Source organism: Flavobacterium sp. (assembly GCF_027484205.1).
Classification (GTDB): domain Bacteria; phylum Bacteroidota; class Bacteroidia; order Flavobacteriales; family Flavobacteriaceae; genus Flavobacterium.
On record NZ_JAIXUB010000026.1, the window covers coordinates 44,476 to 57,224 of the forward strand.

Annotated in this window: 13 protein-coding genes; 5 read left to right on the forward strand and 8 right to left on the reverse strand. The window is 30.6% G+C overall.

Annotated features, from left to right (window positions below; translation table 11 throughout):
• The first annotated feature begins 66 nt into the window (after positions 1-66).
• From Q0049_RS14045 to Q0049_RS14065, 5 genes are all read left to right on the forward strand, one after another.
• Entirely contained in the window at positions 67-1,689 is a 1,623-nt protein-coding gene (locus Q0049_RS14045; protein WP_298121031.1) for a hypothetical protein, read from the forward strand.
• Positions 1,690-1,892: 203 nt separating this feature from the next.
• Complete coding sequence (gene purL / locus Q0049_RS14050; RefSeq protein ID WP_298121034.1) at positions 1,893-5,618, forward strand: phosphoribosylformylglycinamidine synthase; 3,726 nt, start codon at positions 1,893-1,895, stop codon at positions 5,616-5,618.
• Positions 5,619-5,822: 204 nt separating this feature from the next.
• On the forward strand, positions 5,823-6,959 hold the full coding sequence (locus Q0049_RS14055) for an ATP-binding protein (protein WP_298121037.1): 1,137 nt from the start codon (positions 5,823-5,825) through the stop codon (positions 6,957-6,959).
• 2 nt (positions 6,960-6,961) lie between these two features.
• A complete protein-coding gene (locus Q0049_RS14060) occupies positions 6,962-7,645 on the forward strand; it encodes a hypothetical protein (RefSeq protein WP_298121039.1) in 684 nt (227 codons plus the stop codon).
• Positions 7,646-7,916: 271 nt separating this feature from the next.
• The gene (locus Q0049_RS14065) at positions 7,917-8,705 is read left to right on the forward strand and encodes a DUF3667 domain-containing protein (RefSeq protein WP_298121041.1); all 789 of its coding nucleotides are present in this window, start codon (positions 7,917-7,919) and stop codon (positions 8,703-8,705) included.
• A gap of 69 nt (positions 8,706-8,774) precedes the next feature.
• Here Q0049_RS14065 and Q0049_RS14070 read toward each other — a convergent pair whose 3' ends face one another.
• The 8 genes from Q0049_RS14070 to Q0049_RS14105 all read right to left on the reverse strand — a co-directional run bounded on the left by Q0049_RS14070 (position 8,775) and on the right by Q0049_RS14105 (position 12,671).
• Complete coding sequence (locus Q0049_RS14070) at positions 8,775-9,203, reverse strand: hypothetical protein (RefSeq protein WP_298121043.1); 429 nt, start codon at positions 9,201-9,203, stop codon at positions 8,775-8,777.
• 5 nt (positions 9,204-9,208) lie between these two features.
• On the reverse strand, positions 9,209-9,667 hold the full coding sequence (locus Q0049_RS14075; protein WP_298121047.1) for a hypothetical protein: 459 nt from the start codon (positions 9,665-9,667) through the stop codon (positions 9,209-9,211).
• A 70-nt stretch (positions 9,668-9,737) separates the two neighbouring features.
• On the reverse strand, positions 9,738-10,076 hold the full coding sequence (locus Q0049_RS14080; protein WP_298121050.1) for a YtxH domain-containing protein: 339 nt from the start codon (positions 10,074-10,076) through the stop codon (positions 9,738-9,740).
• Positions 10,077-10,100: 24 nt separating this feature from the next.
• Positions 10,101-10,739: a porin family protein gene (locus tag Q0049_RS14085; RefSeq protein WP_298121052.1), complete on the reverse strand. Its 639-nt coding sequence runs from the start codon at positions 10,737-10,739 to the stop codon at positions 10,101-10,103.
• Positions 10,740-10,777: 38 nt separating this feature from the next.
• Positions 10,778-10,933 (reverse strand): lmo0937 family membrane protein, encoded by a 156-nt coding sequence (locus tag Q0049_RS14090; protein WP_298121055.1) that lies wholly within the window; start codon positions 10,931-10,933, stop codon positions 10,778-10,780.
• 110 nt (positions 10,934-11,043) lie between these two features.
• A complete protein-coding gene (locus Q0049_RS14095; RefSeq protein WP_298121057.1) occupies positions 11,044-11,517 on the reverse strand; it encodes a universal stress protein in 474 nt (157 codons plus the stop codon).
• A 19-nt stretch (positions 11,518-11,536) separates the two neighbouring features.
• The gene (locus Q0049_RS14100; RefSeq protein WP_298121059.1) at positions 11,537-12,007 is read right to left on the reverse strand and encodes a DNA starvation/stationary phase protection protein; all 471 of its coding nucleotides are present in this window, start codon (positions 12,005-12,007) and stop codon (positions 11,537-11,539) included.
• A 4-nt stretch (positions 12,008-12,011) separates the two neighbouring features.
• The gene (locus Q0049_RS14105) at positions 12,012-12,671 is read right to left on the reverse strand and encodes a BON domain-containing protein (protein WP_298121060.1); all 660 of its coding nucleotides are present in this window, start codon (positions 12,669-12,671) and stop codon (positions 12,012-12,014) included.
• Between the last annotated feature and the right edge of the window lie 78 nt (positions 12,672-12,749).

The window sequence follows — 12,749 nt, forward strand, 5'->3', positions numbered from 1 at the left end:
ATATTTTTAACGCGTCATTTCAATTTTTAAATTAAATAACTACTTTTACCAAAATTACAATCATTTATGAGAAATTCTCTATTTATTTTCCTTGTTGGACTATTAATTTCACTAAGTTCTTGTCGCAATGACTTTGAATTTGAATCAAGTAAAGGTGGATTGACATTTTCAAAAGATACAGTCTATTTGGATACAGTTTTTACAAATATTGGCTCAAGTACTTATAGATTAAAAGTTTATAATAAAAGTGATGCTGATATTTCAATTCCAAATATACAATTAGGTAAAGGTGTAAACTCAAAATATCGAATGATGATTGATGGTTTGACCGGTGAAGATGGAACTGATGATGGAACCATTGGCGATGGAAAAATATTCAATGATGTCGAACTTCTTGCTAAAGACAGTATGTTCATTTTTATAGAAGTAACATCAGATGTTGCAAGTGCAAATCCAACTGATTTTTTATATACTGACCAAATTAATTTCATTCATGGTAATGGAGAAATTCAAAAAGTTGAATTGGTTACTTTAATTCAGGATGCCTATTTTATTTATCCACAAAGAAGTGGTGTCGATGATGATTTTATATATGAAACTGTAAATTTTGGTGTCAATGATGATGCAGAAAATGTAATTGCTGTTGGAAGTAATTTAGATCATGCCGATCCAACGAATGGTGATGAATATACTTGGGGAAACACTAAACCTTATGTCGTCTATGGATATGCTTTTGTTCCTGATGGAGAAACTTTAACTGTAAATCCTGGTGCGCGAGTTCATTTTCATGCAAATTCTGGATTAGTAATTGGTAAAAATGCTGTGTTAAAAATCAATGGTGGTTTATCGACTACAGAAGCTTTGGAAAATGAAGTTATTTTTGAAGGAGACAGATTGGAACCCGAATTTTCAAATGTTCCGGGACAATGGGGTGCAATTATCAACTATTCTACTTCTACAGAAAACTATATCAATCATTTAACTATAAAAAATGCAACTATCGGTATATTATCGCAAAATTTAGCGACAATTACAGATACTGCTACACCATATCTAAAAATACAGAACTCTCAAATTTATGATTGTTCTAATTTTGGATTATTAGCAAGAAAATCAAATGTTGAAGGCACAAATTTAGTAATAAATAATGCTGGTCAAGCTACTTTAGCGTGTACTTATGGTGGTACATATAATTTCACTCATTGTACTTTCAATAACAATTGGTCAAGTTCAAATCAAGTTGCCGTATTAGTTAATAATAATCTGGAAACCAATGACGCTATTTATGTGAAAGATTTAGTTGCTGCAAATTTCAATAATTGTATTATTTACGGTGGAAATCAAGTAGAAATGATTCTTGACAATGTTCAATCAGATACTGTTACAACACTTTTTAATTACAAATTTAATCATTGCTTAATCCGATTCAATAATATTAATAATCAATTTACAAGTAATCCTTTATACCAATTTACAACAGATTCAATACATTATATTAATTGTTCTATTGCTACAAATTCTTCAACTTTCAATCCGAAATTTGAAGATGAATCATTAAATCAGTTGTGGCTATCAGAAGATTTGAATTTACCCAATGATTCAAGTTTTGCAACTTTATATCCTTTTGATATAAATAATAATGACAGAACTACATCAACGGATTTAGGTGCTTATCAATTTGTGCCTTAATTGTGTTAATGTAAATTTTACAAAAGGTTTCCGTTTTATAAATTGAAACCTTTTTTTCTTTAAACTAAATTGTCAAAAACTCGTTAAAAACTATTTACTTCTTTTTTGGCACTACACACTATTTGACTTAAATTTGCAACACAACTAAAATTGAACTTTATCAGATGAGTATCTGAAACAAGTTCAGATTAAACAACAACACAATGATTCACTTTTTCGGAAACGAAACCGCTACTGTATTTGCTGTCCAAACAAAAAAAACATTGAGCGCAGTCGAAATGTCAGCAGAAACTATCTCAAAATTAAATTGGTTATTTGGCAACGCTCATAAAATAGATAAATCCGTTCTTGCGGATTTTTTTGTTGGTCCACGTGCCGCAATGGTTACGCCTTGGAGTACAAATGCTGTCGAAATTACCCAAAACATGGGAATTGATGGTATTATCAGAATTGAAGAATTTGAAAAAGTCACTGCTGATTTTACCAATTTTGATCCGATGCTTTCGCAAAAATATACTGAGTTAAATCAAGATATTTTTTCTATCAATATCCAACCCGAAGCTATTTTAGAGATTGAAGATATTGCCACATATAACAAACAAGAAGGTTTAGCCTTAAGTGATGAAGAAGTGGTTTATCTTGAAAATTTATCAAAAAAATTAAACAGAAAACTTACCGATTCCGAAGTTTTTGCCTTTTCACAAGCCAATTCTGAACACTGTCGTCATAAAATTTTCAACGGTACATTTGTTATTGATGGCGTTGAAAAAGAAACTTCTCTTTTTAAATTAATCAAAAAAACATCCTCTGAAAATCCGAATGATATTGTTTCGGCATATAAAGATAATGTGGCTTTTGTAAAAGGTCCAAAAGTGACTCAATTTGCTCCAAAAAGCGCTGATAAACCTGATTTCTACGAAGAAAAAGAATTTGAATCTGTACTTTCATTAAAAGCAGAAACGCATAATTTCCCAACAACAGTTGAACCTTTTAATGGTGCAGCTACGGGTTCTGGTGGAGAAATTAGAGATAGATTAGCTGGCGGACAAGGTTCATTACCATTAGCTGGAACTGCGGTTTACATGACATCGTATTCTCGATTGACTAATAATCGTTCGTTTGAAAATAACGGAATGCATGAACGTCCTTGGTTGTATCAAACGCCAATGGATATTTTGATAAAAGCATCTAATGGAGCTTCCGATTTTGGAAATAAATTTGGACAACCTTTAATTACGGGTTCAATTCTAACGTTTGAACATAGCGAGCACTTCGATGCTTCGACAAGCTCAGCACAGGCAAGAAAATTAGGTTACGATAAAGTAATCATGCAGGCTGGTGGAATTGGGTATGGAAAATTAGACCAAGCCATAAAAAAGAAACCACAAGAAGGCGATAAAATTGTAATTCTTGGTGGTGAAAATTATAGAATCGGAATGGGTGGCGCTGCAGTTTCATCTGCTGATACTGGAGCTTTTGGTTCTGGAATTGAACTAAACGCAATACAACGTTCGAATCCTGAAATGCAAAAACGTGCTGCCAATGCCATTCGTGGATTGGTAGAAAGTGATAACAATCCAATCGTTTCTATTCACGATCATGGTGCTGGTGGACATTTAAATTGTCTATCTGAATTAGTAGAGGAAACTGGCGGATTAATCGATTTAGACAAACTTCCTGTTGGCGATCCAACGCTTTCTGCAAAGGAAATTATCGGTAACGAATCGCAAGAAAGAATGGGATTAGTTATTGGTGAAAAAGATATCGATATTCTTCAAAAAATTGCCGATAGAGAACGTTCTCCAATGTATCAAGTAGGTGATGTAACTAACGACCACAGATTTACTTTTGAGTCGAAAACTACTGGTGCAAAACCAATGGATTATGCCTTGGAAGACTTTTTTGGAAGTTCGCCAAAAACGATTATGACAGACAAAACTATAGTTAGAAATTATAGTGATTTAGCATATTCTGAAGAAAATATTCCTGCATATTTAGAAGAAGTTTTAAAACTTGAAGCTGTTGCTTGTAAAGATTGGTTGACTAATAAAGTTGACCGTTGCGTTGGTGGAAAAGTAGCCAAACAACAATGCGTTGGACCATTACAATTGCCATTGAATAATGTTGGTGTCATGGCATTGGATTATAACGGAAAAGAAGGAATAGCAACTTCTATTGGACACTCTCCTATTTCGGCATTAATTGACCCAAAAGCTGGAAGTAGAAATGCCATTGCAGAAGCCTTATCAAATATTGTTTTTGCTCCGTTAAAAGAAAATTTAAAATCGGTTTCACTTTCTGCCAATTGGATGTGGGCTTGTAAAAATGAAGGTGAAGATGCTCGTTTATATGAAGCAGTGGAAGCTTGTTCGGAATTTGCTATCGAATTGGGAATCAATATTCCAACAGGAAAAGATTCGCTTTCTATGAAACAAAAATATCCAAACGATGAAGTAATTGCGCCAGGAACAGTAATTATTTCTGCAGCTGGAAATTGTTCAAATATTACTAAAGTGGTTGAACCAGTTTTACAAAAAAACAAAGGTTCGATTTACTACATCAATTTATCGCAAGATGATTTTAAATTAGGTGGAAGTTCGTTTGCTCAAACCTTAAATAAAATTGGAACAGAAACGCCAACAATCAAAGATTCTCAATTTTTTAAGAAAGCATTTAATACCATTCAAGATTTAATAAAAGATAGACAAATCGTTGCAGGACACGATATTGGAAGCGGTGGATTGATCACAACTTTATTAGAAATGTGTTTTGCTGATGTGAATTTGGGTGCTAAAATTTCTTTTGATTCTTTTGTAGAAAAAGATTTAGTCAAAATTTTATTTGCGGAAAATATTGGAATTGTGCTTCAAGCGAAAGACGATACTGTTTTTGAAAAAGCGTTTGAAGGTTTAGAATATTACAAACTTGGTTCTGTTGAAAGTTCTAATGTATTAGAAATTGATAGTTTCAAGTTTCAAGTTTCAAGTTATAGAAAAATGTGGTTTGAAACCTCGTTCCTACTCGATCAAAAACAAACCAAAAATAACAAAGCTAAAGAACGATTTGATAATTTAGGACAACAAGCTTTACAGTATCAATTCCCAAGTCATTTTGATGGAACACTTCAATTGAAAAGCACTTCGTCCATCGACTGCGCTCAGGATGACACGCTCAGTGTGACAAAACCGAAAGCAGCTATAATTCGTGAAAAAGGAAGTAATTCTGAGCGTGAAATGGCAAATGCAATGTACTTGGCTGGATTTGATGTAAAAGACGTTCACATGACCGATTTGATTTCAGGAAGAGAAACTTTGGAAGATATTCAGTTTATTGGAGCTGTTGGTGGATTTTCGAATTCAGATGTTTTGGGTTCGGCAAAAGGTTGGGCTGGAGCTTTTAAATACAACGAAAAAGCGAACAATGCGTTGAAAAAATTCTTTGAACGTGAAGACACACTTTCTGTTGGAATTTGCAACGGTTGTCAGTTGTTTATGGAATTAGAATTAATCAATCCGGAACATGAAGTTCATGGTAAAATGCATCATAATGATTCGCACAAACACGAAAGCGGATTTACATCGGTAACGATTCAAGAGAATCATTCGGTGATGTTGAATACTTTGGCTGGAACTACACTTGGTGTTTGGATTTCTCATGGTGAAGGAAAATTCAAATTGCCTTATGCTGAAGAAAAATATAATATCGTTGCGAAATATGCCTACGAAGGTTATCCTGCCAATCCTAATGGTTCTGATTATAACACCGCGATGATGTGCGATACAACTGGAAGACATTTGGTCATGATGCCACACATTGAGCGTTCGACTTTCCCATGGAATTGGGCATATTACCCAAAGGATAAAAAAGATGACGTTTCGCCTTGGATTGAAGCGTTTGTCAATGCTCGACTTTGGATTGAGAAACAATAACTCGTTTTATAAAATAGTTGAAATCCTTAATTGTGTCAAAGCAATTAAGGATTTTTTTATATATTTACGATTAGTTACAAACAGTTATGATTATTTGTAAATGTTTGTTTGTGGCGACTATATACAAGTTGGCAGTAATTTTAGAAGAAAATTGTTAATCAAAAAATAATAACTAAATTTGTTTATAATTTATATTGAAATAAAATGAAAATAAATAAATTCTCTTTTAATGATAAATCACTAGAATGGAGCTTAGAAAGTATTTCCTTTGACAAATTAACTTTACTGGTTGGAGCTTCAGGTGTTGGTAAAACTCAAATATTAAAAGCAATTCTTTCTTTAAAAAACATTGCTAATGGAGAATCTATTAGTGGAATTTTCTGGGATGTAGAATTTGAAACAATAACTGGTGAAGTGTATAAATGGAATGGTGAATTTGAAAACAAAGGTTATCAATTTATAGATGATGATGATGAATCAGATAAAAACAAACCAAAAATATTAAACGAAACCGTCACTCTTAATGGAAAAGAAATAATTAAAAGAAGTATTTCTGAAACTTATTTTAATGACCAAAAAACTTTAAAATTTTCATCTCAAGAAAGTGTAATAAATATTTTAAAAGAAGAAGATCAAATAAAACCAGCATTTGAAGGTTTTAAAAAACTTATATTCAGTGATCAAGCGGACTCGCAAAAAGAACCTTTTAGATTGAGTATATTCAACGCTAGTAAATTAACCAAAAAATATACCACATTAAAAAGTATTCAAGAGTCTGATGAAGATGTTAGAGTTAAATTATATTTAGTGTACAAAAATGATAAAAAAACATTTAACAACATTAAAGAAAGATTTACTGAAATATTCCCTCAAGTTGAAGGTCTTAAAATTGAGCCACTAGATTTTAAAAATGAAGAAATGCCAAGTTTTCTGATTGATTATCCTTTTATTCAAATAAAAGAAACTGGAGTTGAAAAATGGATACAACAAGGCAAAATCTCATCTGGTATGTTTAGAACATTAATACACATTAGTGAAATGTATCTATGCCCAGAAGGAACTGTTTTTTTAATTGATGAGTTTGAAAACTCATTGGGTATAAATTGTATAGATGAATTAACTAATGACATAATTAATTCAAATAGAGAAATTCAATTTATTATAACAAGTCATCATCCTTATATTATAAATAATATTCATTACTCAAAATGGAAATTAGTTACAAGAAAATCTGGTGTAGTCAAAACACATGATTTAGAAAAGTATAATTTTGGAAAGTCAAAACACGATTCATTTATGCAATTAATGCAACTTGAAGAATATCAAACTGGATTAGAATAATTATGAATATATATTTTCTTGTTGAAGGAAGAAGAACGGAAAAAAAAGTCTATCCAAAATGGCTTTCAATATTAATTCCTGCTTTGAAAGAAATCAAAAATCCTTTTGAAGTTGAAAAGAATAATTATTATTTATTTAATGGAAATGGATTTCCATCATTATTAGATAATCATCTTAAAAACGCATTTGAAGATGTTAATCTAATTTTAAAATTTAATTATTTTGTAATCTGTTTAGATTCTGACGATGATTCTGTTGAAGAAAGAAAACAACAAGTTGTTGATTTTATAGCAAATAATAAATTAACTTTAAATAATTGTGAAATAATAATAATTGTTCAAAATAAATGCATTGAAACTTGGTTTCTTGGCAACAGAAATGTTTATTCAAGACAACCTCACAGTCAAAAATTGTTATCTTTCAATAATTTTTATAATGTACGCACAAATGACCCTGAATTAATGGGTAATTTCACTGGATATGATACAAAAGCACAATTTCATCAAATCTATTTATCTGAAATGTTATTAGAAAGAAATATTCGCTACACTAAGAAAAACCCTAATGAAGTAGTTGAAGAATATTACTTAAATGAACTTATAAATAGAGCATCAAGTACAAATCATTTATCCTCGTTTAAGACATTTATTGATTTTTGTAATGGCATAAATTCCAATATAAAATAAAAACTACTTCCAACAGCCATTAGGCAAGATTCCGAATTTTGTAGTAAACACAATTATACATTTACAAAAAATTTTATCTTTGATAGAAAATAATTGGTTAAAAATCCGCAACTAAGCGAGACTAAAACCTTTAAAAAGATAAAGTTTCGCCTTGGATAAAAGAGTTTGTGAATGCAAGACTTTAGATTGAAAAGCAATAACTAAAAAAATCAAAAAGCACTAATTGAATTTGGTGCTTTTTTTTGTATAATTGTGAAACCAAATACTAATTATGAGCCATTCCAATAATTGCTTAAATTGTGATGAACCCGTTTCAAAAAAATTCTGTCCCAACTGCGGTCAAAAGACTGACAATCACAGAATTACTTTCAAACATTTCATATTTCACGATATTCTTCATGGAGTTTGGCATATTGAGAAAGGAATACTATTTACTTTAAAAGAAGCCTTGCTTCGACCAGGAAAAGCTGCATTAGATTATATATCTGGAAAAAGAATTCGCTACTATAATGTTTTTTATCTTACATTAATTATAATAGGACTTTTGATTTTTATAAATCATGTTCAGAATGAATTATCTCATTACTATTTTAACACAAGACTAAATCCTGAAACTGACAATGCAGGAAAAAAAATTGATACTTTTTTAAGCAGTTATTCGAAACTAATAATTTTTGCATTCATTCCGCTGTTTGCTATTAATAGTTTCATTGTATATGGTAGAAAAAAATTAAACTTGAGCGAGCATTTCATAATAGCAGGAATGATATACTTGGGAGTAATTATAATTAATTTAATATCAATGTTGCTGTTTTTCATTGAATATATTGATCCAACGTACTTGTTTTTCGATTTTTTAAATTATGCTACTCCTTCAATAATTTTGTTGTTTATTATTTTTAATTACTACAAGACTTTCAGTGAAAACTATTCGAAACTTCAAAATATTCTTCGGGTGTTTTTATTCATCTTACTTCTTTTTATAGAACTAATTATACTCGTTATATTGATTTTTGGGTATTTTACAAATTGGGAATTTAAATTAAAAATGGTTTATTAAAACAAAAAAACTGCCCGAGAGCAGTTTTCCTTAACCAACTTTTATTTAAACTAAAACTAAAACTTATTACTAAAGATTATCTGTTTCCAATACAATCATATAACTAGGATATTGGACACTTGCATCGTCTTCTGCGGTGATGAAAATCTTTTTTGGTTTTGATGAAGAAACCGTTTCAAATTTTACATGTAGCTTTGAAGAACCTACAATTTGACCAAGATTGATAGCATTATAATCATCTGATTTCATCCAAACTACATACGTTTTTCTTGGTGGATTTAATCGCTCTGGTTCGGCTAAATACGATATTTGCAATTCAATTTTGTAATTGTTATTCTTATCCTCTTTCACTTTTACTTCGCCTCTAGCCGCAGGAATTATGGAAGAGGTATTAAAAACCGTTTTCTTTGAACAGGAAGCTAAACTTATTGCCAAGAACAAAACAGAGAGAATTAAAATAACTTGCTTACAACTGATTGAAAATTTAATTGTTTTCATTATTTCTATTTTTTCATGTTACGAGCTGCCATATTTGAAATAGATTTACCTAAATCATCCATGTCATTATTAAAAGCTACTTTAAACAATTCCCATTTTTCTGATGAACCTTGTTGGTCATAGTCTTGAAGTCTTGTTTTTAACTCTCCATTTTTTTCTTCCAACTTAGCTAATTGTTTAATATACATAGCTTTATTAGAGTCTTTCGATGCATTTATTGTGATCACCATTTCATCGATTTGTCTTTGATTTTCATCAATTTTCAATTCAATACTTTCTTTAAAAGCAACATAATCACTTACTGAATCTAATTTTGATTGTTGTAAAGCTACTTGAGCGTCAACAACATCTTCCATTTCATTTTCTAATTTAGTTTCTTTTGCCTTTGGAGAATTATTACAACTTACTATAAATAAGCATACTAAACTCAATACAAAAGTTAACTTTAAAATATAATTTTTCATTTGATTTGATTTAAAGATTAAGCAACAGTCCTACTATTATTCAAAATAGCAAAACTGTTGCAAAAAATTATTATTTAATTTCGTGGTCTGAATTCATGTGCAAAAGTGCGTTTGCTTTTTCTTTTATGTTTGCAGATACACTTTCAAACTTTCCTTCTACTAATTCCTCTAATTTAGAAGCCTTTTCTTTTAACAATTTAGCATCTTTTGATACCATTTTTTTAAAATCTTTAGCTTCACGACTCATTTTTTTCTTGAAATCTTTAGTCATATCTTCAGCTCCACTAGCTATCATACTTCGAGTTCTTGTTCCTTTATGTGGTGCGAATAAAACCCCTAATGTTGCACCAACTAGTGCGCCAACTACTAAAGAACCAACTATTTTTCCTGTATTATTTGAATTGTCCATTGTAAACTATTTTAGTGTTATTTATTAAAATTTGTAACCTACTGTGGCTTGATACCACATGTTTTTGTAACGAGGCGTTGTTGAATTTCCATCACCATCATTATCTTTAATATCCCAACCTGCTCTAACGCCTATTACAAGATGATCAATATTAATATCTGCTCCACCTGTAAGTGCTAAAATATTTTTACGAAGATTACTATTATCAAATTCCTCTTCTTGAGTTGAAGTTAATGTTCCGCCTGTAAAATCATCGGTTTGTTTCATCAAGTAAGAAAATTGTGGTCCAAAAAGTATAGAAACATATTCTACTGGTTTGATAGAAAGTAGAACTGGAACATCAATAAAATGAGTAGTTCTAGTCATTTCATAACTTTGTCCTAAAAAAGTTCCAGTCGATTTAAAACCTTTTTGAGAATATAAAATTTCAGGTTGTATTCCAAATATTTTACCCAATGGAATTACAACAAATGCTCCAGCTGCTAATCCGAATTTTCCGTCTGCTACAAAATCTTCTCCTTCAGAATCGTAAACGTTAGAAAAATTACTTCCTACTTTTAAACCAAAAGTCAAATTATCACGATTGTCAGAATTTGTTGTTTGTGCTTTTAAACTTGTTGTTGCAAATGCAACTAGTGCGATCATTATGATTGCGTTTTTCATTTTTTTGTATTTAAGTTATATGCGTATTATTCATTATATTATAAAACCTTTTTCCCTGTAATAATTCTTATTAAAATAGCTAGTATTGCTAAAACAAGAAGAAAATGGATTAGACTTCCTGTGTTGTAAACAAAAAATCCCAAAGCCCATGAAATGATTAAAACTACTGCTATTAGATAAAGTAAATTGTTCATGATATTTGTTTTTAGTTATTGTATTGCTAATTTTATTATACATCAAAGGTACTATTGAACTAAAAGCTTTGTGTTACACTAACAGGAATTGATATTACATATTTACCACATTAATTATGCTTATTCTTTGTGGGAATAATAAGTAACGGAATAGTAGTTTGATTTAAAACATTCTCTGTTGTACTTCCAATTAAAATTTGCTCTAACCATTTTTGACTGTGCGAACCCATAACAATCATATCAACTTTTAAATGCTTCGCCGTTTTAAGAATTACCTCGGCAAACTCACCATTTTCAACTAAGGTTTTAATTTTAGAATCGCCTAGATGTTTTTTTATTTTTTCAAGATAATAATTTGCAGCATCACTCATTCCATCAGCATTCATGTATTGATAAAAAGTAGCACTATCAAAATCGCCAATACCTGTAAAAGGAGAAGTTAAAAAAGAAGTATAATACACTTCATTTTCAACAACATGGAGTAAAGTAACCTCAGCATGCATTGCTTTCGCAAATGAAAAACCAATTTCTGCCATTCTTGTTGCTGTTGGATTATAATCTAATGCCATTAATACTTTTTTCATTGTGTCCATTTTTAGTTTTTTATAAGTGTGAACGAAGAATCCAAGCCATTTTTTCGTGCTCTTCCATCAGTCCTGTAATAAAATCACTTGATCCTGAATCGTGAAACTCAAAAGCGAAATTTGAAATATTCTCTCTCAATTTCATGATGATACTTTCATGATCTATTAGCAATTCTTTTATAAATCCATAACTGTCATTTTGCTCTCGAGTGACTTCTGTAAGTTGCGTTAAACTTAAAAAAGAAGATAAACTTGCAGGTGCATAAAATCCTAATTTACGAATACGTTCCGCTACTTCATCAATAAATCCTTCTAATTGTCGGTATTGTGATTCGAAGAATTTGTGTTTTTCAAAAAAATCTGCGCCTTCTAAATTCCAATGAGCATTTCTAGTTTTAGTATATAAAACATATTCGTCTGCTAAAATTTTTGATAATTCATTAACAACCGATTGACCATTTTTTTCTGTAATTCCAATATTTGCTTTCATTTGCTTAATTTTCAAAACCTACTTCTAAATTATTTTCAACAAACCATACACCAGGAGTACTCCATACAATCTTTTCTGCCTGATGTTTTTGATATAAAGAATGAACAATTCCTGATAGTGTGACTTTTTTGTCTAAAACTGTAATTGTAATTTCATCACTATTTATTGCCCAATTTGAAGCAATTGCTTCTTCAATCGCTTTTTTTTCAATTTCGTCGTGTAATTCCGTTTTAATCGAAATTTTGTTAGTTAAACCATGAACTCCTAAAAGACTACCAGCTATTTTATTTGCCGTTTCTCTTTGATAATTCCATTCTAAATTTCCTTCTAAAGTTACCCAACCGTTTTCAACTTTCACTTTTATAGCATCATTTGGAATTTCCCAATTCCATTGAAATGCATTGACCACTTCATGAGCAATTTGGGTATCAGAAATGGCATTGTTCATTCCGAATTTGACTTCCATTTTTTCAACAATGGCTTTAACTCCCAATATATTTTTAGTTGTTTCTTCAGCTTTCACCTTTTTAGCATAACTATCTGTAAAACCTGTTAAAGTAACAATGCCATCGTCAACCGAAACACCTATTTCTTCTTTATTTAATAAAGGTTCCCATTGAAGTGCATTTTGAACTCTATTTTGTAAATCTGCGTTTGTTTTCATCAAAATAATTTTAAATGTAATGTCATTATTACGTAATAAAATTAGTTCCACATTGAGCAAAAAACATTACAATAGAAC